Origin of the sequence: Glycocaulis sp. (assembly GCF_051859565.1) — a bacterium.
Taxonomy (GTDB): domain Bacteria; phylum Pseudomonadota; class Alphaproteobacteria; order Caulobacterales; family Maricaulaceae; genus Glycocaulis.
Genome location: NZ_JBHYFK010000003.1, coordinates 229,901 through 252,548, shown reverse-complemented (window position 1 = coordinate 252,548; position 22,648 = coordinate 229,901). Strand labels below are relative to the sequence as shown.

23 protein-coding genes are annotated in these 22,648 nt (G+C 62.7%); 19 read left to right on the top strand and 4 right to left on the bottom strand.

Going from position 1 to position 22,648, the window contains the following annotated elements:
* Positions 1-26 precede the first annotated feature (26 nt).
* From ACTIGC_RS06145 to ACTIGC_RS06065, 17 genes are all read left to right on the top strand, one after another.
* A complete protein-coding gene (locus ACTIGC_RS06145; RefSeq protein WP_439633579.1) occupies positions 27-1,613 on the top strand; it encodes a peptide ABC transporter substrate-binding protein in 1,587 nt (528 codons plus the stop codon).
* A gap of 68 nt (positions 1,614-1,681) precedes the next feature.
* A complete protein-coding gene (locus ACTIGC_RS06140) occupies positions 1,682-1,885 on the top strand; it encodes a type II toxin-antitoxin system VapB family antitoxin (RefSeq protein ID WP_439633578.1) in 204 nt (67 codons plus the stop codon).
* Positions 1,885-1,983 (top strand): type II toxin-antitoxin system VapC family toxin, encoded by a 99-nt coding sequence (locus ACTIGC_RS06135; RefSeq protein ID WP_439633577.1) that lies wholly within the window; start codon positions 1,885-1,887, stop codon positions 1,981-1,983. Before ACTIGC_RS06140 ends, ACTIGC_RS06135 begins: the two co-directional genes overlap by 1 nt.
* Before the next feature lie 138 nt (positions 1,984-2,121).
* Positions 2,122-5,364 (top strand): carbamoyl-phosphate synthase large subunit, encoded by a 3,243-nt coding sequence (gene carB / locus ACTIGC_RS06130; protein WP_439633576.1) that lies wholly within the window; start codon positions 2,122-2,124, stop codon positions 5,362-5,364.
* An 88-nt stretch (positions 5,365-5,452) separates the two neighbouring features.
* Positions 5,453-5,926: a transcription elongation factor GreA gene (gene greA, locus ACTIGC_RS06125; RefSeq protein WP_127566064.1), complete on the top strand. Its 474-nt coding sequence runs from the start codon at positions 5,453-5,455 to the stop codon at positions 5,924-5,926.
* A gap of 122 nt (positions 5,927-6,048) precedes the next feature.
* Complete coding sequence (locus ACTIGC_RS06120) at positions 6,049-6,984, top strand: mitochondrial fission ELM1 family protein (protein WP_439633575.1); 936 nt, start codon at positions 6,049-6,051, stop codon at positions 6,982-6,984.
* 38 nt (positions 6,985-7,022) lie between these two features.
* Positions 7,023-7,526, top strand: a complete 504-nt coding sequence (locus ACTIGC_RS06115; RefSeq protein WP_439633574.1) for a hypothetical protein — start codon at positions 7,023-7,025, stop codon at positions 7,524-7,526.
* Between the two features lie 48 nt (positions 7,527-7,574).
* Positions 7,575-8,564 (top strand): thioredoxin-disulfide reductase, encoded by a 990-nt coding sequence (gene trxB / locus ACTIGC_RS06110; protein WP_439633573.1) that lies wholly within the window; start codon positions 7,575-7,577, stop codon positions 8,562-8,564.
* Positions 8,561-9,268, top strand: a complete 708-nt coding sequence (locus ACTIGC_RS06105; protein WP_439633572.1) for an ABC transporter ATP-binding protein — start codon at positions 8,561-8,563, stop codon at positions 9,266-9,268. The genes trxB and ACTIGC_RS06105 overlap by 4 nt, the downstream gene beginning before the upstream one ends.
* Positions 9,265-10,524, top strand: coding sequence for an ABC transporter permease (locus ACTIGC_RS06100; RefSeq protein WP_439633571.1), 1,260 nt, complete (start codon positions 9,265-9,267; stop codon positions 10,522-10,524). Before ACTIGC_RS06105 ends, ACTIGC_RS06100 begins: the two co-directional genes overlap by 4 nt.
* Positions 10,525-10,555: 31 nt before the next feature.
* Positions 10,556-11,464 carry a LysR family transcriptional regulator gene (locus ACTIGC_RS06095; protein WP_127566052.1) on the top strand — a complete coding sequence of 303 codons (909 nt, stop codon included), beginning with the start codon at positions 10,556-10,558 and terminating at the stop codon, positions 11,462-11,464.
* Positions 11,465-11,755: 291 nt separating this feature from the next.
* Positions 11,756-12,109 (top strand): DMT family protein, encoded by a 354-nt coding sequence (locus tag ACTIGC_RS06090; protein WP_439633570.1) that lies wholly within the window; start codon positions 11,756-11,758, stop codon positions 12,107-12,109.
* On the top strand, positions 12,106-12,330 hold the full coding sequence (locus tag ACTIGC_RS06085; protein ID WP_439633569.1) for a ribbon-helix-helix domain-containing protein: 225 nt from the start codon (positions 12,106-12,108) through the stop codon (positions 12,328-12,330). Before ACTIGC_RS06090 ends, ACTIGC_RS06085 begins: the two co-directional genes overlap by 4 nt.
* A gap of 64 nt (positions 12,331-12,394) precedes the next feature.
* Positions 12,395-12,877 carry a hypothetical protein gene (locus ACTIGC_RS06080; RefSeq protein ID WP_439633568.1) on the top strand — a complete coding sequence of 161 codons (483 nt, stop codon included), beginning with the start codon at positions 12,395-12,397 and terminating at the stop codon, positions 12,875-12,877.
* 4 nt (positions 12,878-12,881) lie between these two features.
* Positions 12,882-13,367 (top strand): hypothetical protein, encoded by a 486-nt coding sequence (locus ACTIGC_RS06075; protein WP_439633567.1) that lies wholly within the window; start codon positions 12,882-12,884, stop codon positions 13,365-13,367.
* Between the two features lie 50 nt (positions 13,368-13,417).
* Positions 13,418-13,912, top strand: a complete 495-nt coding sequence (locus ACTIGC_RS06070) for a CC0125/CC1285 family lipoprotein (RefSeq protein WP_439633566.1) — start codon at positions 13,418-13,420, stop codon at positions 13,910-13,912.
* A 104-nt stretch (positions 13,913-14,016) separates the two neighbouring features.
* Positions 14,017-15,759, top strand: a complete 1,743-nt coding sequence (locus tag ACTIGC_RS06065; protein WP_439633657.1) for a cation:proton antiporter — start codon at positions 14,017-14,019, stop codon at positions 15,757-15,759.
* An 11-nt stretch (positions 15,760-15,770) separates the two neighbouring features.
* Here ACTIGC_RS06065 and ACTIGC_RS06060 read toward each other — a convergent pair whose 3' ends face one another.
* From ACTIGC_RS06060 to ACTIGC_RS06050, 3 genes are all read right to left on the bottom strand, one after another.
* Positions 15,771-16,253: a MarR family winged helix-turn-helix transcriptional regulator gene (locus ACTIGC_RS06060; RefSeq protein WP_439633565.1), complete on the bottom strand. Its 483-nt coding sequence runs from the start codon at positions 16,251-16,253 to the stop codon at positions 15,771-15,773.
* Positions 16,254-16,259: 6 nt separating this feature from the next.
* Complete coding sequence (gene hppD, locus ACTIGC_RS06055) at positions 16,260-17,330, bottom strand: 4-hydroxyphenylpyruvate dioxygenase (protein WP_439633564.1); 1,071 nt, start codon at positions 17,328-17,330, stop codon at positions 16,260-16,262.
* A 226-nt stretch (positions 17,331-17,556) separates the two neighbouring features.
* Positions 17,557-19,431 (bottom strand): M3 family oligoendopeptidase, encoded by a 1,875-nt coding sequence (locus ACTIGC_RS06050; protein ID WP_439633563.1) that lies wholly within the window; start codon positions 19,429-19,431, stop codon positions 17,557-17,559.
* Between the two features lie 160 nt (positions 19,432-19,591).
* Between ACTIGC_RS06050 and ACTIGC_RS06045 the strand changes: the two genes are divergently transcribed.
* Both ACTIGC_RS06045 and ACTIGC_RS06040 read left to right on the top strand, forming a co-directional pair.
* Entirely contained in the window at positions 19,592-20,899 is a 1,308-nt protein-coding gene (locus tag ACTIGC_RS06045; protein ID WP_439633562.1) for an amidohydrolase family protein, read from the top strand.
* Positions 20,896-21,966, top strand: coding sequence for a phosphotransferase (locus ACTIGC_RS06040; protein WP_439633561.1), 1,071 nt, complete (start codon positions 20,896-20,898; stop codon positions 21,964-21,966). Before ACTIGC_RS06045 ends, ACTIGC_RS06040 begins: the two co-directional genes overlap by 4 nt.
* A gap of 130 nt (positions 21,967-22,096) precedes the next feature.
* Here the strand turns inward: ACTIGC_RS06040 and ACTIGC_RS06035 are convergent, their stop codons facing one another.
* A complete protein-coding gene (locus ACTIGC_RS06035; protein ID WP_188451681.1) occupies positions 22,097-22,564 on the bottom strand; it encodes a Dps family protein in 468 nt (155 codons plus the stop codon).
* Positions 22,565-22,648: the final 84 nt, after the last annotated feature.

Here is a 22,648-nt window from a genome sequence, read left to right as displayed (position 1 = left end):
CCGCCGCTGCCCGCAAAACTGCGGTCATGAGCAAGCGAATCCTTTTGCCCGTCTCACGGCGGACACTTCTGGGCGGTGCAGCCAGCGCCGGGGTGCTGGCGCTTGCCGCCTGTGCGCCGCGCGGCGGTGCGGACAGCAGCCTGCTGCGCGCCGCCATCGACACTGAACCCGACAGCCTTGATCCGCTCAAAGGCCAGTTTGCGGCCTCCGCCCTGCTCTACAAGCAGCTGCACGCGCCCTTGACCGAATACAGCCCGTCAGGCGGGCTGGCACCGGGTCTGGCGCAAAGCTGGCGTTCGGAGGATGGGCGCAGATGGCGCTTCAGGCTCGCCGAAGGCCTGCAATGGTCCGACGGCATGCCGCTGACGGCTGATGACGTCGTATGGACCGCCCAGCGCGCCGTGGACCCGCGCACCGGCTTTGCCAATCTGGGCGATTTCTTTGCTGTTCGCGGCGCCCGCGCTGCGCTCGCAGGCAGAGCCCCTGCCAGCGAGATAGGCGTCACAGCCCCCGATGCCCGCACGATCATTTTCGAGCTGGATACGCCCGTTGGTGCCTTCCCGGTATTGATGCGCGAGTTTTACCCCCTGCCCCGCCATGTGATCGAGGCGCGCGGGGATCGCTGGGTGCGCCCCGAAAACTGGGTCAGCGCCGGGCCGTACATTCTGCGCCAGGCCAGCGCGCTGACCTATCTTCTCGCCAGAAATCCGCGCTTCCACGCCGCAGGTAGTGTCTCCATAGAGACTGTGCGCGTCGATGTGGTTGAGGACGAGGCGACGCGGGCGCGCCTCTTCCGCTCCGGCGATCTGGATCTTGCCGACCGTCCGCCGCCTGAGCAGATCGGCTTTCTGCGCCGGGAGATCGGCGACCGGCTGCACGGATTTGACGCACCCATACTGACCTATCTCAAACTCAATCACAGGCGGCCCGGCCTGAACGATGTACGCGTGCGCCGTGCCATTTCGCTCGCCGTGGACCGGCAGTTTCTGGCGGAGAACTTCTTCAGCGGCGAAGCCACGCCCACGATTCATGTCATCACCGCACAGGCGCTGGAAGAGAACGGGCAAACCGCGCCGGGACCGGACAGGCAGGCCGCCCGCACGCTGCTGACCGAGGCTGGTTACGGGCCGGACAGCCCGCTGCGGCTGGTCTTGCGGGTGTCATCGGGCAGCCGGGAGCGCATTGCGATTGCCATCGCGGATGACCTGCGCAGTGCGGGGCTGGATATAGACATCCTCTCCTCCTACCCGCACGACATCAATCAGGCCGTGGCGGGCGGCGAGTTCGACATGACGCTGGGCTATTTCAACCGGGGCCTGAAATCAGAGCCGGACTTCATGCTGGAACCATTCGCACCGGGCGGATTTGCCGACGACACAGGCTGGTCCGGGCCGGGCCGGACGCGCTTTGCCCAGTTGATGGAAGATGCACGCGGACGCGTCTCGCGCTCTGAACGCATCGCCGTTCACCGCGAGGCCGAGGCGGTTTTCCTGGAAGAGCAATGCAATGTGCCGCTGCTGCACGAACGCGCCTTCTGGATGATTTCAGACCGCGTGCGGCGGCGCGACGCCAACCTCCAGCCCCAGCTCTGGCGGGATTTAAGTCTGGGGTGAGGCGCCTTTCACTTAGAAGCTGGCGGCGCGCATGTTATCTAGAAAGCAATTCTAGAAGGGGTGCCGTCATGGGCCTCAGCATCAAGACCGAAGAAGCCGACCGGCTGGTGCGCCTACGGGCGGAACAGGCGGCCAAGGGCGATTATACGGAGCGGATGCAGGCATTTGTGAACAAGCACGCCCATCTGTTTGATCGCCGTCCGATTACCAAGCCGGAATGGGATGAAGCCTGCGGCGACACGCCAGAGCAGCTGGGCTTTCCCAAGTGGTAATGGCGGATAGCTCTGCCGTCCCCGCCAAACAGCACGCCGCCCCGCTGCTCTATATCGGCAATGATTTCAGCGTGACCGATATTCGTTCCGCGTTGTGAACATCTACCCCCTCGCCATGGGAGCAAATTGGCGCTAACACCCGCTTCTAGCATGTAATCAGAGTCGAACCGCGCCCGGACTTGCCCCACAAGACCGGCAGCGCGGATACGCGCGCGAACACAAACGGAGCACCGCCCATGCCCAGACGCACCGATATCAGCTCCATCCTCATCATCGGTGCCGGCCCTATCGTCATCGGTCAGGCCTGCGAGTTCGACTATTCGGGCGTGCAGGCAGTCAAGGCGCTGAAAGAAGAGGGCTACCGGGTCATTCTGGTGAACTCCAACCCGGCCACGATCATGACCGATCCGGTCCTCGCAGACGCCACCTATATCGAGCCGATCACCCCTGAAATGGTCGCCAAGATCATCGAGAAGGAGCGCCCGGACGCGTTGCTCCCCACGATGGGCGGGCAGACCGCGCTCAACTGTGCGCTGGAGCTGGAAAAGCGCGGCGTGCTGGAGCTGTTCGGTGTGGAGATGATCGGCGCCAAGGCCGATGTCATCGACAAGGCGGAAAACCGCCAACGCTTCCGCGACGCGATGGACAAGATTGGTCTGGAAAGCCCGAAATCGCGCGCCGTGCATTCGCTGGCCGAGGCCGAAGCCGTGCTGGACGAACTGGGCCTGCCTGCCGTCATCCGTCCCTCCTTCACGATGGGCGGCACAGGCGGCGGCATAGCCTATAATGTCGAGGAGTACCGCGAGATCGTCGGCACCGGCCTTGCCGCCTCCCCTGTCACCGAGGTGCTGGTGGAAGAAAGCGTGCTCGGCTGGAAAGAGTTCGAGATGGAGGTGGTCCGCGACCGCGCGGACAACTGCATCATTATCTGCTCGATCGAAAATATTGACCCGATGGGCGTACATACCGGCGATTCCATCACCGTCGCCCCCGCATTGACGCTGACCGACAAGGAGTATCAGCGCATGCGCTCCGCCTCGATTGCAGTCTTGCGCGAGATCGGAGTGGAAACCGGCGGCTCAAACGTGCAGTTCGCCGTCGATCCGAAGACCGGCCGCATGGTGGTCATCGAGATGAACCCGCGCGTGTCGCGCTCATCTGCGCTGGCTTCAAAAGCCACGGGCTTCCCGATTGCCAAGGTCGCTGCCAAGCTTGCGGTAGGCTACACGCTCGACGAGATCGATAACGACATCACGGGCGGCGCAACGCCCGCGAGCTTCGAGCCGTCGATTGACTATGTCGTCACGAAAATCCCGCGCTTTGCTTTCGAGAAATATCCGGGCGCCCAGAACCTGCTTTCCACCTCGATGAAGTCGGTGGGCGAGGCCATGGCCATGGGCCGCACCTTTCAGGAAAGCATGCAGAAAGCGCTGCGCAGCCTGGAGACCGGGCTTTGCGGCTTTGACGAGATCGAGATCGAGGGCTTTGAGTCCGCCGATGGGCCGGAAGGGCGCCGTCAGGCCGTGTTTGCTGCGCTGGCCCGCCCCACGCCGGACCGGCTGCGCGTGATCGCGCAAGCCTTCCGCGAAGGGCTGAGTGTCGAAGACATCAACACAGCCTGCGCCTATGAGCCCTGGTTCCTGCGGCAGATCGAAGAGATCGTCCACGCCGAGGAAGACATCTCCACGCTGGGCCTGCCCGGTGATGCCAAGGCCTTCCGCCGGCTGAAGGCGATGGGATTCTCAGACCAGCGCCTTGCGCAATTGACGAAATCCACCGAAGCCAAGGTGCGCGAAGCGCGCCGGGCCCTGAACGTGCGTCCAGTCTACAAGCGCGTGGACACGTGTGCTGCCGAGTTCGCAACGCCCACCGCCTATATGTATTCCACCTACGAAACCGGCGGGTGCGAGAGCCAGCCTTCAAGCGCGAAGAAAGCCATCATCCTGGGCGGCGGCCCGAACCGGATCGGTCAGGGTATCGAGTTCGATTATTGCTGCTGCCACGCCGCCTTTGCGTTCGCCGATATGGGCATCGAGTCCATCATGGTGAACTGCAACCCCGAGACGGTCTCCACTGACTATGACACGGCCGACCGGCTTTATTTCGAGCCGCTGACCGATGAAGACGTGCTGGAGCTGATCGAGACAGAACAGGCCAATGGCACATTGTTGGGTGTCGTCGTGCAATATGGCGGGCAGACCCCGCTGAAGCTCGCCAGCGCGCTCGAAAAAGCCGGCATCCCGATTCTCGGCACCAGCCCCGACGCGATCGATCTGTCCGAGGACCGTGAACGGTTCAAGGCGCTGCTGGATACGCTGGGACTGCGTCAGCCTCCGAACGCCATCGTGCGCTCTGAAGAAGAAGCGCTGGAATGCGCCAAGACGCTCGGCTTCCCGCTGGTCTTGCGCCCCTCTTTCGTCCTCGGCGGGCGCGGCATGGAGATCGTGCGCGATCAGGAAAGCCTGGAGCGCTATATCCGCGCCGCCGTTCACGTCTCCGGCGACAGCCCGCTTCTGCTCGACCGCTACCTGACCGACGCCTCCGAAGTGGATGTCGATGCGGTGTGCGATGGCGAGGAAGTGCGCATTGCTGGCGTCATGGAACATATCGAGGAAGCCGGTGTTCACTCCGGCGACAGCGCCTGCTCCATCCCGCCTCATTCGCTGCCGGCCGAGACCATAGCGGAGTTGAGAGCGGAAACTGTTGCGCTGGCGAAAGCCATTGGCGTGAAAGGCCTGATGAACGTGCAGTACGCGGTTAAGGATGGCGAGATTTTCGTGCTGGAGGTCAATCCCCGCGCCAGCCGTACCGTGCCCTTCGTCGCCAAGGCCATTGGTGCGCCGGTTGCGGGTATCGCGGCCAAGGTGATGGCAGGCGAGAAGCTGTCTGGTTTTAAGGCATGGAATGACACGCCCGAGCACATTGCCGTGAAAGAGGCGGTGATGCCGTTCGCCCGCTTCCCCGGCGTCGATCCGGTGCTGGGCCCGGAAATGCGCTCCACCGGCGAGGTAATGGGCATCGACATGCGTTTTGAAGCCGCCTTCGCCAAAGCTCAGCTGGGTGCCGGGGTGCGCCTGCCGCGCTCAGGGGCTGTATTCGTCTCACTCAAAGAGTCCGACAAGGCGCAGATGATCGAACCCTGCCGCCAGCTGACGCAGCTTGGCTTCTCACTGCTGGCGACCGGTGGCACGGCAAAGACGCTGGAAGAGGCCGGTGTGACAGTTACGCGCATCAACAAGGTGTTCGAAGGCCGCCCACACATTGTCGACGCGATCAAGAATGGCGAGGTCCAGCTGATCTTCAACACAACAGAAGGCCGCCAGAGCCAGATCGACAGCTACTCCATCCGCCGCACAGCACTGGAGCTGAAAGTGCCTTGCTATACTACGGCATCGGCCAGCCGGGCTGCCGTCAAGGCGATTGCGACGATTGATGCAGGAGAGCTTGAACCCCGCGCTTTGCAATCCTATCGTTACTAGGGCGTTCGAGAAGAACGCAAAGAGCGCTTGATAGCGGGATCATTTGGGTCTTACGCTCGCAGGCGTAAAAAGAAACGAGTCCTTCCCTATGCAAAAAATCCCTATGACCGCCGAGGGTCACCGGGCCCTCGACGAAGAATTGAAGCATCTCAAATCGGTTGAGCGCCCGGCGGTGATCCAGGCGATCTCCGAGGCGCGCGACCATGGCGATCTGTCAGAGAACGCGGAATATCACGCGGCCAAGGAACGCCAGAGCTGGATTGAAGGCCGTGTCGTCGAGCTTGAGGACAAGCTCGCGCGTGCTCAAATCATTGACGTGTCGCGCATGTCCGGCGAGCAGGTGAAGTTCGGCGCAACGGTAACCCTCATCGACGAGGATACCGAGGCGGAAGCCACCTACAAGATTGTAGGCGATGATGAGGCCGATGTGAAATCGGGCAAGATCTCGATTTCCTCGCCCATCGCGCGCGCGCTCATCAACAAGGAAGAGGGCGATGTCGTCGAGGTCAATGCGCCCGGCGGGCTGAAGACGTACGAGATCATCAAGGTCGAGTGGAAATAGGCTTACTGCCTGCCACTCTTCAGAAATGACCGAAGCCGGCGGAGCGATCCGCCGGCTTCTTGCGTTTTGTCGCGCCGACAAGCGCCCTTGGCTTCCGGCCAGATGAAGGGCTAACTGGCGGGATGGCGGAACAATCCTTCCAACGCGAACGCGCCTGCTTTGTCGTTACCGACGGCAGGCGAGGCATGGAGAATCAGGCTCTGGGCCTCGCCGAGGCCGTGGCCCGGCTGACGCCCATGCGCATCCTGCCCGTGCAGGTGCCGCGTACCGGCGACCTGCCTGATCCCGGCCCCATTGCGCCCGATTTGTGGATCGGATGCGGCATGGCGGCCGTTCGGGCGGCGGGCGAACATCGCAAGGCTTTTCCAGACGCGGTCTTTGTCTATGTGCAGGACCCGAAAATGGCCCATCACCGCTTCGATCTCATCATACCGCCTGAGCATGACCGCATGCGCGGCCGCCAAGTGTTTGAAATCACCGGCTCGCCCAACCGCATCACGCCAGAGCGGCTGGCCGAGGCAGAACGCGCCTTTGCGGGACAGATCGCCGCCCTGCCCGCCCCCCGCGCAGCTGTGCTGATTGGCGGCGACTCCCGGCATCACCAGTTCACGCCGGAGATCGCCGGTGCGCTGTTGGAGCGCCTCGTCTGGCTGCGTGCGCAAGACATCGGCCTGATGATCACCACCTCGCGGCGCACGCCAGAGAGCTTCGTGAGCGCACTGGAAGCGCAATTCGGCGCAGACGACGGCGTGTGGCTGCATACGGGCGGCGAGCCGAACCCGTATTTTGGCTTTCTGGCCGGTGCCGACTGGATATTCGCCACCGAGGATTCCACCAACATGCTCACCGAGGCCGCCGCTACCGGCACGCCTGTCTACCGGCTGATGCTGGAGGGAAAGCCCGGCAAGTTTGCCCGGCTCTACAGCGCGCTGGAGGCTCACGGCGCGGTGCGGCCCTTCCTTGGGCGTCTGGACCGCTGGAGCTATATGCCTCTTCACGAAACCGAGAGGGCAGCGCGCCGTGTCCTTGAAATCATGACCCGCAAAGGCGACATCTGAACGCCCGATAATGTCCACGCGTCCGAAAGAGGCCTGAAATGCTCCGCCCCGTTCTTGCCGTGACCGCCCTGCTCGCCATGCCTGGGGCGCCCGCACTCGGGCAACAGACCCCGATGCCCGAAATTCGCGGCGATGTGCGGTTTGAAGCGCGGCCCGATGCCGGCGATGCACGCAGCTGGGCGCGCGAAGGCCGTACCACCGTCATCAACCTGCTGACCGAGCCGGAGATCGAGGCGCTGGGCTTCGATTATGCAGAAAACGTCATGCAAAACGGGATGGTCTACGCGAACGTCCCGGTCGGCGGCATGACGGGCACGGAAGCTGCCGATGCGGTAGCGCGCATCATGGCCGATACTGATGGCCCTGTTGTGATCAACTGCGGATCATCGGTACGGGCAAGCCACGTGTACGCAGCCGCCCAGATCCGTGCAGGCCATGTCACCCGTGACCAGCTTCACACCATCGATCCGGGACGCGAATGGAATCAGGCTCTCCTGTCACGCCTGCTGGGAGAGACGCCAGGCCCCGAATCCACGCAATAAGCTTTCATCACCCGCCCAAAACACGACTGCCAGAGGACCACGCCCGCCATGACCGAGACCCGCCACTCCAAAGTTGTCATCATCGGTTCGGGTTCGGCCGGCTACACTGCCGCGATCTATGCCGCGCGGGCCATGCTGGAGCCCATCGTCATCGCCGGGTTGCAGCCAGGCGGCCAGCTGACCATCACACACGAGGTGGAGAACTATCCGGGCTTTGCCAGCGTCATCGAAGGCCCGTGGCTGATGGAGCAGATGAAAGCGCAAGCCGAGAATGTCGGCGCGGAAATCATCGCCGACATCATCGTGGAGGCCGACTTCTCCAAGCGTCCCTTCACGATGAAGGGCGATGGCGGCACGATCTACACCGCTGACAGCGTGATTATCGCAACCGGTGCCAGCGCCAAATGGCTGGGCCTTGAAAGCGAGCAGAGCCTGCAGGGCTTTGGCGTGTCGGCCTGTGCGACGTGTGATGGCTTCTTCTATCGCGGCAAGGAAGTCGTGGTGGTTGGCGGCGGCAATACCGCCGTTGAAGAGGCGCTGTTCCTGACCCGCTTTGCCAGCAAGGTCACCCTCATCCATCGCCGCGACAGCTTGCGCGCTGAAAAGATCGCGCAGGCGCGCCTGTTTGATAACGAGAAGATCGAGGTGATCTGGGACAGTGCGGTGGAGGAAATCCTCGCCGAGGGCGATGTCCCCGGCGTCACCGGCGTGCGGGTGAAGAACCTGAAAACCGGCGAGGAAACGAAGCTCGCCACTGACGGCGTGTTTGTCGCCATCGGTCACGCGCCTGCAACCTCGCTCTTTGAAGGCCAGCTTGAGATGAAGGATGGCGGCTATCTGGTGACGAAGCCCGGCTCCACCATCACCTCTGTTCCCGGCGTGTTTGCGGCAGGCGACGTGACTGACGACATCTACCGTCAGGCGATCACGGCAGCCGGCATGGGCTGTATGGCCGCGCTGGAAGCCGAGCGCTGGCTGGCGGAAATGGAACATCACGCCGCCAGCGAAGGCAAAGCCGCCAAGTCTGACGCAGCGTGAACACCGCACCTGCCATATCGTTAACCGGCGTGCGCTTCTCCTATGCGCGCAAAGCCCCTGTCGTGCTCGACATGGAGCGTTTCGAGGTTGCGGCCGGAGAGAAAGTATTCCTCAAGGGCGCGAGCGGATCGGGCAAATCCACCCTGCTGGGCCTGATTGCGGGCATCATGGCGCCTACGGCGGGCCGTATCGAGGTGCTGGGCGAGCCGATGTCAAAGCTCTCCGGCGGCAAGCGTGATGCGCTGCGCGCCGAACGGCTGGGCGTCATCTTCCAGATGTTCAACCTGCTGCCTTATCTGCCTGCCGGCGCCAATGTGATGCTGCCTGCGCGCTTTTCCGCGCGGCGGGACAAGGCGTGTGAAGCAGCAGGCGGAGCCGAGGCCGAGGCCCGACGCCTGATGACCCGCCTGCAGCTTGATCCCAAGCAATACTGGTCCAGCCCCCCTACCGAGCTATCCGTGGGCCAGCAGCAGCGCGTGGCCGCAGCGCGCGCACTCATTGGCCGTCCAGGGCTGGTACTGGCCGACGAACCGACCTCGGCGCTTGATGCCGATGCGCGCGATGCGTTCCTGTCCCTCCTGATCGAGGAATGCGCGGCCAGCGGTGCGGCGCTTCTCTTTGTCAGCCATGATGGCTCTCTCGCCTCGAAGTTTGACCGCGCGGTCGATCTGTCAGAGCTCAACACCGCGGGGAGAAGCGTATGACCCGCTTTCCCATTATCTCCCTCGCCTGGCGCTCCATTGCCAACCGGCGCGGTACGGCGCTTTTGACCATCCTGACCGTTGCCATCGCAATGACGCTGTTTCTGGGTGTCGAGAAGGTGCGTCACGGCGCGCGGGCAAGCTTCGAGAACACGATTTCGGGTACAGACCTGATCGTCGGCGCACGCTCCAGCCCGGTCAATTTGCTGCTCTACGCGATCTTCCATATCGGCGATGCGACCAACAACATCACCTGGGAGACCTACCAGCAGGTGGCCAATGCGCCCGGCGTCGCCTGGACGGTGCCGATCTCGCTAGGCGATTCCCATGCCGGTTTCCGCGTGGTGGGGACGGATAACCGCTATTTCGAGCATTACCGCTATGCGGGGCGGCGGCATCTGCAGTTCGCTGCTGGCGGGCCGCTCGATGACTTGTTCGACACGGTTGTGGGCGCCAGCGTCGCGCGCGAGCTGGGCTATTCACTGGGCGAGGAAATCATCGTCGCCCACGGCACGGGGCGGGTCAGCTTTGTCGAGCATGACAACAATCCGTTCACCATTGTCGGCATCCTCGAACCCACCGGCACGCCAGTAGACCGCTCGGTCTTTGTCAGCCTCGAAGCCATCGAGGCCATTCATCTGGAAGGCCCTACTGGTGCAGGCACGAGCCTCTCCATGGACGAGCTGCGGGCCATGGACCTCACCCCTGACCAGATCACCGCGTTTCTGGTTGGACTTGAAACGCCGGTCGCGGCGCTGCGCCTGCAACGCCAGATCAATACCTACCGGGTGGAACCGCTGCAGGCGATTATCCCCGGCGTTGCGCTGTCCCAGCTCTGGAGCGTGGTGGGTGTTGCCGAGCGCACGCTGGCGGCGGTGGCCGCCTTCGTGGTCCTGATGGGACTGATCTGCATTCTGACAGCCGTGCTGACGAGCCTCAATGAGCGCCGCCGGGAAATGGCGATATTGCGGGCGCTGGGCGCCCGTCCCCGGCATGTCTTCGTGCTGCTAGTGAGCGAAAGCGCTCTTCTGGCTCTTGCTGGCGCGATCATCGGCACCGGTCTTACCTATGGGGCGCTGTCCCTCGGCGCGCCGGTGCTGGAACAGCGCTATGGCGTGCATTTGAGCGGCACCCTGCCCGGCCTTTACGACCTCGCACTCATCGGCGTCGTCACTGGCGCATCGGCAATACTGGGCTTCATTCCTGCCTGGACGGCGTTCCGCAATTCATTGGCAGACGGCATGACAATTCGCACCTGACGGGGGCGGCGAAGCGCTCTAACGTTCCCTGATGGATTGGGACAAGCTGAAAACCTTTCACGCGGCCGCCGATGCGGGTTCGCTCACCGGCGCTGCCGAAACACTCGGCCTGTCGCAGTCGGCGGTCAGCCGTCAAATCTCTGCGCTCGAAGCCGAGCTGGAGATCAAGCTTTTTCACCGCCATGCACGCGGGCTTCTGCTCACGGAGCCGGGGAGGCTCCTGTTTGAAGCCGCAGGAGAGATTGCCAACCGCGTCGCGGTGGCCGAGGCACGGGTACAGGACAGCCGCGACAAGCCCACCGGCGCGCTGCGCATTACCGCACCAACCGCGCTCGGCTCAATCTGGCTGATCCCGCGCCTGAAACAGTTTCAGGCGCTGTACCCGAAAATACAGCTCAAACTGCTGCTGGCCGATCATGAGCTGGATCTCGCCGGGCTGGAGGCCGATATAGCCATCCGTCCATGGCCCTCCACCCAGAACGATCTGGTACAGCGCCGCCTGATGCAGGTGGAGCAGCATCTTTACGCCGCGCCGGAATATCTCGCCAAACATGGCACGCCGGAAACGCTGGCTGATCTGGACAAAGGTCACCGCTTCATCGCTTACGGGCCCAAAAAGCTCGCCCCGATCCCCAACCTCAACTGGCAGCTGACCATTGGCCACGAGCCCGGCACTCAGCCGCGCGCGGCTACAATCGAGGCCAACACGATCAAGGCAATGATGCGCGCCACCGAAGCCGGGTTCGGCATTTGCGGGCTGCCCGATTATGTGGCTGTTGAAAACCCCGGCCTGGTGCGCGTCCTGCCTGACACCGACGGGCCGACCTTCGATGTCTATGTGGTGTTTCCCGAAGAGCTCAAAGGATCGCGGCGAGTTGCCGCATTCCGGGATTTTCTCGTGGACGCCGCCAAAGCGTGGAAAGCCGAGGCCGCTGAATAATTTCAGCTTTCCGCCTCCAGCATTGCGTCACATATTCTTCGCAAAGCCGTAACGCAGCATTTTTGCATAGCTGGTATTCGTTGGAACGCCTTGAAGCGGGCAGGCGTTAGCGTCATATCAGCCGCGAACGGTTTCCCCGTTTCTTGTTCGCATACCGTCTCCTCCCCGAACGGATATGCAAGACTGAGCCGGAAAGAGCGCCTTGCGCCTTCCGGCTCTTTTTTTGTCTATGGACAGGCCCGCCCGGTGCTGCGCAATAGCACTTTCCGCCGCTCTCGCCACGGTTCCTCCATGCCAACCATCTCCTGGCCGCACATCCTTCCGGTCATCCTGCTGATCGGCTCCAATATTTTCATGACGCTCGCCTGGTACGGGCATTTACGCTTCAAGAGCGCGCCCATCCTGATGGTCATTTTCTTCAGCTGGCTGATCGCTTTCGTGGAGTACACGATGGCCGTGCCTGCCAACCGGATCGGACACAATGTCTATTCGGCCGCCGAGCTGAAAACCATGCAGGAGGTGATCACGCTGACGGTTTTCGTCGCGTTCGCAGCGATCTACCTGAAAGAACCTGTCACAATCCGCCATCTGATCGGGTTTGCCTTGATCGCGGCGGGCGCAGCGGTGATCTTCTTCAAGCGATGAGCCAGATCAAACGCTCCCTCTCCCTTGCCGGACACCGCACCAGCCTCGCGCTGGAAGCAGAGTTCTGGGCGGTGCTGGACGAAGCCAGTGCGGCGCAGAGCCGCTCACTGGCAAGCCTGGTCGGCGAGATTGACGAGGAACGGGTTGCGAGCGGCGATGAGGGCGGTCTGGCAAGCGCGTGCCGAGTATGGGCCTTGCGCCATGCCCGGTCTCGCGCTTGAGTAATCTGTCTGCGGGGAATTGGGGGGAAATCATGAGATACGAATCCGGCTGGATCATGCACGCATGAGACAGTCCGCTTATCCGGGCGGCATGCTCGCCGCCTTCGTCATTGCGCCGGCCTCTGCCGCCGCTCTCGCCGTGCTGGGCCTGATCGGGCATCTCTACATCACCGACCCGGCAGCCGCTGATGTGCCCTTGGCCGACTACGCGTCCATGGCGGTCAGCGTGTGGATTTCAGCGCTGATGTTTGCCTACCCGGCAGCCATCGCACTGTTTGCGCCGTTATGGCTCATCCTTCGGGGCCTGCGCCTCTGGGGAGGGTTTACAGCCCTTGTGGCAGGCGGCGCGGCAGGCCTCGTGGCCATGCTGGCTTATCTCTATCGCATTTATGGCGGCGATCTCGAAACCCAGCTGACCGGCGGGGTGCCGCTTGGTGAACTGCCGCTCGCAGACAGCCTTTTCAGCCTCGCCCTGCCGCTTATTGGCGTGGTGTCAGGCGCCGTGGGAGGGCTGATCTTCACCAGCCTTGAGCGCGCAGGGCGATAGACCGATGCGCAAGCCGGTTCCGCTGCAGCTCGTACTCGCCATGGCACTGTCGCCACTGATCGCGGGGTTTCTGGGAGGCACGCTTGTATCGTTCGGGCTCAGCTTTCAGCTGCTTCCAGACTTTACCGTTCTGGAGACCCTGCGCACCGGCCTCGTGATGTCCTTCTTTGCGGTCATCATCGCGGTGTTCGTCTGCTACACTTTCGGCGTACCGATCATGCTGGCGGGCTGGGCTGCAGCTCACTTTGCCAGATTGCGCAAACCCCATCAGATGGGGCTCGTGATGGCTGTGGCCGGGTTGATCTTCGCAATCGGCTTTTTCTTCAACGGCCGGATATTTCTCGAGGATTTCCAGGCAGGCTCGGACACTGCCCTGCTCGTGACACTGCCTGCCGGGCTCGCGGCAGGCTACGTGGCGGGATGGTTTATCGGCCAGCTTGGCTATGCTGATACCGCACCAGGCGAAACCGTTCGGGGCGCAAACGCGTAAACCCTGATATAGTGGCCGCCCGACCGGCCACGCCATCAGGAGTGCTGTGCATGACCATCAAACTCGCCTTTCTGGCCGCCATTGGCTCTGCTGCGCTCGTTGCCTGCGCGCCGACACAGACGACATACGGCCCTGCCACCGGCGCAGCCGGACAGGCAATCGGGTTCGACTCGCTCAGGATCACCGATAATCGCTGGCGCGTCAGCTTTACCGCCGGAGCGGACGTTTCCACCGCCGGCGCGGAGCGCCTCGCCCTGCGCCGGGCTGCCGAGCTGACACTGGAAAATGGCTATGACTGGTTCGAGATCGTCGACCGGCGCGTCGAGTCCACAACCGGACGCAATCCGGTGCGCGTTGGTGGCTCGGCCGGCACCAGTGTCGGGTCGCGCGGCTACCGGGCCTCCGGGGTTGGGCTTGGCGTCAGCTTCAGTCCCGGCCAGGAAGGGCGCACTCTGGTCAGTCTTGAAATCATCGCCCGGCACGGCGCAACACCGGACGCCCCCAATGCCTATGACGCGCGCTCGCTCATAGCGGCCACAGGCTGACCACGCCGGATCGCCCATTCGTGTGATCCGGCTTGGTCGCTCGTCTGTGCCATGTCATTGTGGTGACTTGGTGATTCAGACTTCGTGGCGAAGGGGACATGCGCATGCTGGCCGATCTGGTTTCCGTATCGGTCTTTTATGAAGTCGCGGTCCTGCTGGTAATCGCCGCGGGCGTCGGCCTTGTCGGCCACATGCTGCGCCAGCCCCTTATCGTCAGCTTCATTCTGGTTGGCATTCTGGTGGGCCCGGCCGGGCTGGATCTGGTGCGCTCCAGCGATCATGTGGAGTTGCTCTCCCAGCTTGGCATCGCGCTTTTGCTGTTTCTGGTCGGCATCAAGCTGGACGTGAAGCTGATCCAGTCGCTGGGTATGGTCTCGCTCGCAACAGGGCTGGGGCAGGTCGCCTTCACCTCGATCATCGGCTTCGCGATAGCGCTGGGGCTCGGGTTTGACCCGCTCACCAGCATCTATATCGCGGTGGCGCTGACGTTCTCGTCCACAATCATCATCGTGAAGCTGCTCTCCGACAAGCGCGAGATCGACTCTCTGCATGGCCGCATCGCGCTTGGTTTCCTGATCGTACAGGATCTGGTCGTCGTGCTGGCCATGATCGTCCTGTCGGCCATCGGTATAGGCGGGGCGGAAAACGGCGGTGCGGGCGCGCTGCTGGGCGTTCTCATCGCTGGCATACTCATGGTCGCGGCGGTGGTGGTGTTCATCCGCTTCGTCGCCAATCCGCTGACGGCCATACTCGCCCGCTCGCCGGAATTGCTGCTGTCGTTTGCCATTGCTCTGGCAGCGATGTTTGCTGCCCTTGGCGACATGTTTGGCCTGGGCAAGGAGCTGGGCGGACTGCTGGCAGGCGTAGCGCTTGCGTCGACCCCCTACCGCGAAGCGGTGTCAGCGCGGCTGGCGCCTTTGCGCGACTTCCTGCTCCTGTTCTTCTTTATCGGCCTCGGCTCACGCCTCGACCTGACCTTGCTGGGCGAGAACATCCCCGCAGCGGCGGTCTTCTCCGCCTTCGTGCTGATCGGTAATCCGCTGATCGTGGTCATCATCATGGGCGTTATGGGCTATCGCCGCCGCACCGGCTTTCTGGCCGGCCTCACCGTCGCGCAGATCAGCGAGTTTTCCCTCATCTTCATGGCGATGGGGCTGACGCTCGGCCACCTCAATGATGAGGCGCTCGGGCTGGTCACGCTGGTGGGCCTGATCACGATTGCGGCCTCGACCTACATGATCACCTATTCGCACCGGCTCTATCCGCTGGTCGAACCCATGCTCTCGCCCTTCGAGCGCCGCAATATCAATCATGCCGAGACGGACGATGGCGAAACCGCGCAGAAGCATCATGACATCGTCCTGTTCGGGCTGGGCCGTTATGGCGGCGCGATTGCGCAGCGCCTTCTCAATCGCGGCGTCTCAACGCTAGGGGTCGACTTCAACCCGTCAGCGGTGAAGCTATGGCGCGAACGGGGGCTGGACGCCGTCTATGGCGACCTGACCGATCAGGAGTTTCTCACCCATTTGCCGCTTAACCGGGTGCGCTGGATCATCTCGACCACCTCGGACCTGGAAACCGGCGTCACCCATGAGGATACCCGTATCGCGATGATCTCCACGCTGCGCAAATTCGGTTTTGCTGGCAAGATTGCCGTGACCAGCCAGCGCGGCGCCGCGCTGGAGCGGCTGCAGGAGGCCGGAGCAGACCTGATCCTCTTCCCCTTCCAGGATGCCGCCGATCAGGCCGTGGAGCTTCTCACCGGCGAAGCGCCGGAGCCTGAACGCATCGAGACGCCCGAAGACAGTGACGATCAAAGGCTGATCGAAGAAACGAAGGGGGTCTAGGCTGTATCCGCCTAAAGCTCGCCCTTACCCAGCACATCGGCACGCTTCTCCAGCCTGTCCAGCAAACGCGATAGCTGATCCGCCTCGTCAGGGCTGAAGCCCTCCAGCAGGGAACGCTCCCACTCCAATGCCAGCGGTGCGATCTCGTCGAAGATGGACTGACCTTCCGGTGTCAGGGACACCAGAGCGGCACGCTTGTCCGTGGGGCTTGTACGGCGGCGCACCAGCGCCCGTTCGGTCAGGGTGCGCAGGGCGCGGCTGACCGTCACCTTGTCCATGGCGGTCGCTTCGCAGATGGCCTGCGCGGTGATCGCCTCGCCGCCACCCAGCACTGCGATCACCCGCCATTCCCAGATCGTAAGCCCGAAGCGGGCCTGATAGGCGCGCGCGATCAGCCCGGACGCCTTGTTGGAGACGACCGAGAGCCGGTAGGGCAGATACTCGGAAAGAATGAGGGCGGGCGCCCCGTCCGCCCGGTTCGCCCGCCCCGTCATGACAGCTTACTCGGCAGCGTCGGGCTTGAGCACGCCGCGGCGGATCTGATCGAGCTCGATCGATTCAAACAGCGCTTTGAAATTGCCTTCGCCAAAGCCCTCATTGCCCTTGCGCTGGATGATCTCGAAGAAGATCGGTCCGATATTGGTCGTGGTGAAGATCTGCAGAAGCAAGCCCTGACCGTTCTCCGGATCACCATCGACCAGTATGGAGTTCTTTTTCAGACGCTCAAGGTCTTCTCCGTGGCCCGGCACGCGCTCGTCAACGAGCTCGTAATAGGTCGGCGGGGTGGACTGGAACTCCACGCCATTGGCGCGCAGCTTCTCGATCGTGGTGTAGATGTCGCTTGTGGTCAGGGCGATGTGCTGGATGCCCTCGCCATTGTAATCGCGCAGATATTCCGCGATCTGGGACTTGTCGTCGGAGCTTTCATTGAGCGGAATGCGCAGCTTGCCACACGGGCCGGTCATGGCGCGCGAGAGCAGGCCGGTATGGGCGCCCTTGATGTCGAAATAGCGGATTTCGCGGAAATTGAAGACATTCTCGTAGAAACTGGCCCAATGGTTCATGCGGCCCATGAAGACGTTGTGGGTCAGATGGTCGAGCACTTCCAGGCCCGCCCCCCCCTTGTCCTCGGCGCCGGGGATCGGCTCGAAGCTCTCCTCATAGATATTGCTGTCGCCATACTGGTCGACCAGATAGAGCACCGAACCGCCAATACCCTTGATGGCCGGCAGGTTCTGGTCATCGCCCCAGAGCGGCGTGCCATAGGGTTCCGCCCCGCGCGCGAGCGCGTCCTTATAGGCCTGTTTCGCATCGCGCACCCGGAACGCCATGGCGTTGGCCGACGGGCCGTGCTCGGCGCGGAAATCAGCCGCCTGGCCGGTCTTTTCGCGATTTACCAGGAAGGTGATGTCGCCCTGCTTGTAGCGGACAATGTCGCGCGTCTTGTGTTTGGCCACAGCCGTGAAGCCGAGCAGGGTGAACAGCTTGTCGAGCTTCTCAGGCTCCGGGCTCGTATACTCGACGAACTCGAAACCATCGGTTCCCAGCGGGTTTTCAAACAGGTCAGCCATGGCAGGGCTCCTTCACAGAAAAGGGGATGAGCCGGAACCGGGAGAGGCGCGTAACCGCCCAGCCCGTCCGGCAAACTCCCGGTCTTTGTGCCGGAAATTAGTATCATTTGCAACTAATTTGGTGGGGCGGCTCCACCTGTTCCGCGTTTCCCCGACGCAAGTCGGGGTCCAGCCCTTTGTCCCCGGAGCCGCCAGGCGGCCCGGGGATCACAGGGTGAAGGACTGATCAGTTCTCCATCTCTGCGAGGATGGCTTCCATTTCGTCCATGGTGCGCTCCATTCGCTCTACCAGCACGCGATAAGGCTCCGGGGTGGCAAGGTCCACGCCCGCGTCGAGCAGGATCTGGTAGGGATCGTCCGATCCGCCGGCACGCAGCGCGCCCAGATACCGCTCCAGCGCCTCTTCATCGCCTTCCAGAATGAGATCGGTGAAATAGGCCGCCGCAGCCAGCGAGGTGGCGTACTGGTACACGTAGAAATTCATGTAGAAGTGCGGCACGAACATCCATTCGTGGGTATAGAGATCATCGACCCGCATCACCCCTTCTGCATGGCCGTGATAGCGGCGCACCACATCGGCGTAGAGCGCGGTGATCGTCGAGCCGGTAAGGGGTTCACCGCGTTCCACCGTTTCATGGATGGCCAGCTCGAACTCGCTGAACATGGTCTGGCGGAAGAAGGTGGCGCGCAGCAGCTCCAGCGCGTTGCCTAGATAGAATAGCCGCTCCTGCGGCGTCTGTGCCGTCTCCAGCATGTGCTCCTGAAGCAGGAATTCATGCACCGTTGAGGCCACTTCAGCGGTGAAGATCGAGTAGCGCGCCGTCTCGAAAGGCTGGGCCTCGTTGGCCAGCACGGTATGCAGGGCATGGCCCCATTCATGGGTGAAAGTGGTCGCTGAGTTATAGTCATCGAGATGGTTCAGCAGCACATAAGGATGCACGTCATAGGCCCCGCCGCTGACATAGGCGCCGGAGGTCTTGCCCGGCTGCGGATAGACATGCATCCAGCGCTGAGAGACCGCGTCGGAATACATCGCCACGTAGTCCTCGCCCAGCGGGGCAAGGGAGGCGCGCGTCAGCTCGATGGAGTCCTCGATCCCGAACTCACGATCAATGCTGACCATATCCGGATAGATGTCGTAATAGGCTGGATCCTCGACCCCCAACAGCCGCGCGCGCAGAGCGAAATAGCGGTGGAGAACGGGCAGCGCCACGTTGGTCTCAGCCACCAGCGTTCGATAGACGGCCTCCGGCACATTATCGCCCGACAGGGCAGCCGACAGAGCGTTGTCGTAACCGCGCAGGCGGGCCCGCGCGACCGAGTTCTGGACATGGCCGTTCAAAGCTGCGCCCACCGACCCGGTAAACGGCTGCCAGGAGCCCCAATAGGCATCAAACACCGCGATACGGTCCTCACGGTTATCCGAAGAGCGGCCGCGCGCGTAGCCGGCTGAGTTCACCGTAAGCTCGGTCCCGTCCGACAGGGTAATGGTGGGCCGGGGGATTTCGGAATTCGCAAGCTGGCCGTAAATCGTATAGCTGGCGCTCGTGGCCGGGCCGAGGGCGGCGAGTGCGCGCTCGGTCTGGTCAGACAGGGTATGATCGCCATTGCGCAGGGTGGTGCGGATCATCTGGCGGAAAGGCTCCAGAGCCGGCTCTGCCTCGAAGTATGACCAGACCGTCTCCTCTCCCAGCGCGACGATGGCAGGGTCGATCCACGCACCGGCCTGTCCGATATGGGCATACATCGCCATGGCCTGCTGGCGCAGGGCCTGACCATCAGGATCGGCGAGATTCTCATCCGCAATCAGACCGGCATAGGTGCCGGCGCGGACCCCTGTACGCCAGGCATCCGAATAGGTGCGCAGAACACGCAGGAAAGCGCCCGCGCCGTCGCCCAGCGTGCCTTCCAGCCCGGCAAGTTCGTCTGCCGTGCTCATGGCAGCTCGCCTGTCAGCATCCCAGGCGGCGCGGTCCGGATAGAGAGCTGTTGTATCCCAGGTCCAGCGCGCATCAGGCGCAGCCGTGCCCTGTGCGTAGCTGGCAGGCGCCAGCGCGATGGCGGCCGTGCAGGCCAGAAGAGTGATAATATTGCGGCGCATGGCCAGCTCCCCCTTGTTAAACTGATCGGCAGATGTTCGGCACACGGACCGGCGCGTCCACTTAAACTGTTGTAACCTCTCACAAGCCCGTGATCAGGATTTGACTTTCCGGCACGGCGCGTCGGACAAAAGCGAATACAAACTAACGGGGAGCGGGCCGATGAAACGCCTTATTTCAAGCCTTTGCGTTGCAGCGCTGGGAGCACTGACCTCTGCCGGGCTGGCTTTCGCGCAGCCAGTCGAGGAGCGTTTGCAGGTAATCCATGCAGGCCATCTGATCGCGGTACCCGGCGAGCGGGTGCGCAATGGCGCCTCCATTATCGTGCGCGATGGACGCATCGAGTCCATCGAGGACGGCTATGTCACCCCCGACGGGGCCGAGATCGTCGACCTCACCTCGCACTGGGTACTGCCGGGTCTCATCGATGCCCATGTCCACCTGCTCAGCGAGCGTGGAGCCAATAGCCGGCTGGATCCTTTCACCCTCTCCAGCGCCGACCGTGCCTTTGTTGGCGCGCGCCATGCCCGGCGCACGCTGGAAGCAGGCTTTACCACGGTGCAGGATGTCGGCGGTGATCTGGAAGCCATCCTGGCCCTGCGCAACGCCATCCGTAATGGCGATGCGGTAGGCCCGCGCATGCGGGTAGCCGGTCCGTCCATCACGCCGACAGGCGGGCATGGTGATGTGAACGGCTATAATCAACGCGTTATCGAGAACTTTTCCAGCCCCGGCGCATGCAATGGCCCCTCTGACTGCGCCCGCGCCGTGCGCTCGCTCATTCAGGCAGGCGTGGACACGATCAAGATCACGGCTACGGGCGGGGTCTTGTCCAATACGGCGGCGGGCATCGAGGTCCAGTTCATGGATGATGAGCTGCGCGCCATCGTGCAGGCCGCCGAGATGATGGGACGCCGCGTCACGGCGCACGCCCATGGTGTGACAGGCGTGAACGCTTTCCTCGCCGCAGGCGGGCATTCGATCGAGCACGGCACTTTTCTGGACAATGAATCCATCCGGCTGTTCCGCAGCTCAGGCGCCTTCCTGGTGCCGACCGTCATGGCCGGTGAGTTCGTCACGCTGGAAGCCGAAGCCAACGCGCCCTGGATGACGCCCTTCCAGCGCGCCAAGGCGCTGCAGGTCGGCCCGCAAATGGTGGACATGCTGCGCCGCGCCCACCGGGGCGGGGTACAGATTGCCTTCGGCACCGATTCAGGCGTCAGCCGTCATGGTGACAATGCGCGTGAATTCGAGCTGATGGTTGAAGCCGGGATGACGCCTGAGCAGGCCATCATCGCCGCCACCATCAACGGCGCGCGCCATCTGCAGATGGAAAGCGAGATCGGCCGTATTGCGCCGGGCTTTCATGCCGACATCATCGCCGTCAGCGGCAATCCGCTGGAAAATATCTCTGAACTGCGTGATGTGGACTTTGTCATGGCAGCCGGAATGGTACACAAAGCCCCATGAGCAAGTCACAATCCGAACTCGACGCCCAGTTTTCCGGCACCAAGTCCGTCGCGGACGCGCTGCGCTTTGACGAAAAGGCGCTGGAAAACTGGATGAAGGCACATGTGGACGGTTATGCCGGTCCGCTGGAGGTGAGCCAGTTCCGGGGCGGGCAGTCCAACCCGACCTACAAGCTGGTAACGCCGTCACGCCAGTACGTGCTGCGCCGCAAGCCGCCGGGCGTGCTGCTGCCCTCTGCTCACGCCGTGGAGCGCGAGTTCACGGTGATGAAGGCGCTCGGCGAGGCCGGCTTTCCGGCACCGCGCATGTTTGGCCTGTGCGAAGATCCGGAAATTATCGGCACCGCCTTCTACGTAATGGAATTCGTGGAGGGGCGTATCTTCTGGGACGCCTATCTGCCGGGTATGGACCCGTCAGAACGCCGCGCGCTCTATGATGCGTCGAACGCCTCGCTGGCGCATCTCCACTCCATCGATGTCGAAAAGGCGGGCCTGTCCGAGTACGGCAAGCCGGGCAATTATTTCGAACGCCAGATCGGACGCTGGACCAAGCAGTACAAGGCCGCTGAAACACGGCCCATCCCGGCGATGGACCGTCTGATCGAGTGGCTGCCCGCCAATGCGCCGCAGCAGGAGCGAACCAGCGTCGTCCATGGCGACTACCGCCTCGACAACATGATCTTTCACCCCACCGAACCGCGCGTCATCGCGGTGCTGGACTGGGAGCTCTCAACACTCGGTGATCCGCTGGCAGACTTCACCTACCAGCTCATGCAATGGCGCACGCCGAAGGAAATCCGCTCCGGCTTCCTCGGTGTGGACCTGAAATCGCTCGGCATCCCGACCGAAGAAGAATATGTCGCGGCCTATTGCGAGCGGACCGGACGCAGCGGCATTCCCAATCTCGATTTCTATATCGCCTACAATATCTTCCGCCTGGCCGGCATCGCGCAGGGAGTCTATGCGCGCGCCCTGCAGGGTAATGCCTCCAATGAGCGCGCGAAGGAGCTTGGCGCCCTCGTCGAGCCGATGGCTGAATATGCCTGGACGATAGCGGAGAAGGCTTGAAAGACCCGGAACTGAAACCCCGGAAGCGCAAAGCGCTATCCGGGGCCTTGTTCCGCTAGTCCTGCACCAGATCCCGGCTCTGCGCTACGCTTGGCCGGGATTTCAAGTTGTAGAGACTTGAAAACATCCCCTACCCCAGCGTCGCGCGCAGCATCCACGCCATCTTCTCGTGCGCGGTCACACGCGGTGCAACGACATCGGCTGTGGCCTCGTCGCCATGGGTGTTGGCCAGTTCCAGCGCGGCGCGCGCCGTGCGTACCACCGTCTCATGGCCCGCCAGGAGATTGGCGACCATGTCGTCGGCCTTCGGAGTCTTGTCATCCGGGCGGATTGAGGCCGATTTCGTGATCTCGTCATAGGAGATCGGGGCCATCACGCCGAGCGCGCGGATGCGTTCGGCAATGTCGTCGGTCGCCGTCCACATCTCGGTATACTGCGTCTCGAACATGGCGTGGAGATCGTGGAAACGCGGCCCCGTGACGTTCCAGTGATAGGCGTGCGTCTTGAAATAGAGCGCGTAGGTGTCAGACAGCAGGCGGGTGACGGCCTCGGCCATCTCTTCACGCTGCGCCTGGCTCAGTCCCATATTGATCTGCATGACGTTCTCCAGTTTGCGGAACGGGCGGAGAGGGAACCGCCCGGACAGTGTCCATTGCCTTACGTATATGGGAACGCCCTGTTC

What these genes read in the sequence shown, in the direction of transcription:
- ACTIGC_RS06145 (WP_439633579.1), top strand. Translation starts at nt 27, where the DNA reads ATGAGCAAGCGAATCCTTTTGCCCGTCTCACGGCGGACACTTCTGGGC.
- ACTIGC_RS06140 (WP_439633578.1), top strand. Translation starts at nt 1,682, where the DNA reads ATGGGCCTCAGCATCAAGACCGAAGAAGCCGACCGGCTGGTGCGCCTA.
- ACTIGC_RS06135 (WP_439633577.1), top strand. Translation starts at nt 1,885, where the DNA reads ATGGCGGATAGCTCTGCCGTCCCCGCCAAACAGCACGCCGCCCCGCTG.
- carB (WP_439633576.1), top strand. Translation starts at nt 2,122, where the DNA reads ATGCCCAGACGCACCGATATCAGCTCCATCCTCATCATCGGTGCCGGC.
- greA (WP_127566064.1), top strand. Translation starts at nt 5,453, where the DNA reads ATGCAAAAAATCCCTATGACCGCCGAGGGTCACCGGGCCCTCGACGAA.
- ACTIGC_RS06120 (WP_439633575.1), top strand. Translation starts at nt 6,049, where the DNA reads ATGGCGGAACAATCCTTCCAACGCGAACGCGCCTGCTTTGTCGTTACC.
- ACTIGC_RS06115 (WP_439633574.1), top strand. Translation starts at nt 7,023, where the DNA reads ATGCTCCGCCCCGTTCTTGCCGTGACCGCCCTGCTCGCCATGCCTGGG.
- trxB (WP_439633573.1), top strand. Translation starts at nt 7,575, where the DNA reads ATGACCGAGACCCGCCACTCCAAAGTTGTCATCATCGGTTCGGGTTCG.
- ACTIGC_RS06100 (WP_439633571.1), top strand. Translation starts at nt 9,265, where the DNA reads ATGACCCGCTTTCCCATTATCTCCCTCGCCTGGCGCTCCATTGCCAAC.
- ACTIGC_RS06095 (WP_127566052.1), top strand. Translation starts at nt 10,556, where the DNA reads ATGGATTGGGACAAGCTGAAAACCTTTCACGCGGCCGCCGATGCGGGT.
- ACTIGC_RS06090 (WP_439633570.1), top strand. Translation starts at nt 11,756, where the DNA reads ATGCCAACCATCTCCTGGCCGCACATCCTTCCGGTCATCCTGCTGATC.
- ACTIGC_RS06085 (WP_439633569.1), top strand. Translation starts at nt 12,106, where the DNA reads ATGAGCCAGATCAAACGCTCCCTCTCCCTTGCCGGACACCGCACCAGC.
- ACTIGC_RS06080 (WP_439633568.1), top strand. Translation starts at nt 12,395, where the DNA reads ATGAGACAGTCCGCTTATCCGGGCGGCATGCTCGCCGCCTTCGTCATT.
- ACTIGC_RS06075 (WP_439633567.1), top strand. Translation starts at nt 12,882, where the DNA reads ATGCGCAAGCCGGTTCCGCTGCAGCTCGTACTCGCCATGGCACTGTCG.
- ACTIGC_RS06070 (WP_439633566.1), top strand. Translation starts at nt 13,418, where the DNA reads ATGACCATCAAACTCGCCTTTCTGGCCGCCATTGGCTCTGCTGCGCTC.
- ACTIGC_RS06065 (WP_439633657.1), top strand. Translation starts at nt 14,017, where the DNA reads ATGCTGGCCGATCTGGTTTCCGTATCGGTCTTTTATGAAGTCGCGGTC.
- ACTIGC_RS06060 (WP_439633565.1), bottom strand. Translation starts at nt 16,253, where the DNA reads ATGACGGGGCGGGCGAACCGGGCGGACGGGGCGCCCGCCCTCATTCTT.
- hppD (WP_439633564.1), bottom strand. Translation starts at nt 17,330, where the DNA reads ATGGCTGACCTGTTTGAAAACCCGCTGGGAACCGATGGTTTCGAGTTC.
- ACTIGC_RS06050 (WP_439633563.1), bottom strand. Translation starts at nt 19,431, where the DNA reads ATGCGCCGCAATATTATCACTCTTCTGGCCTGCACGGCCGCCATCGCG.
- ACTIGC_RS06045 (WP_439633562.1), top strand. Translation starts at nt 19,592, where the DNA reads ATGAAACGCCTTATTTCAAGCCTTTGCGTTGCAGCGCTGGGAGCACTG.
- ACTIGC_RS06040 (WP_439633561.1), top strand. Translation starts at nt 20,896, where the DNA reads ATGAGCAAGTCACAATCCGAACTCGACGCCCAGTTTTCCGGCACCAAG.
- ACTIGC_RS06035 (WP_188451681.1), bottom strand. Translation starts at nt 22,564, where the DNA reads ATGCAGATCAATATGGGACTGAGCCAGGCGCAGCGTGAAGAGATGGCC.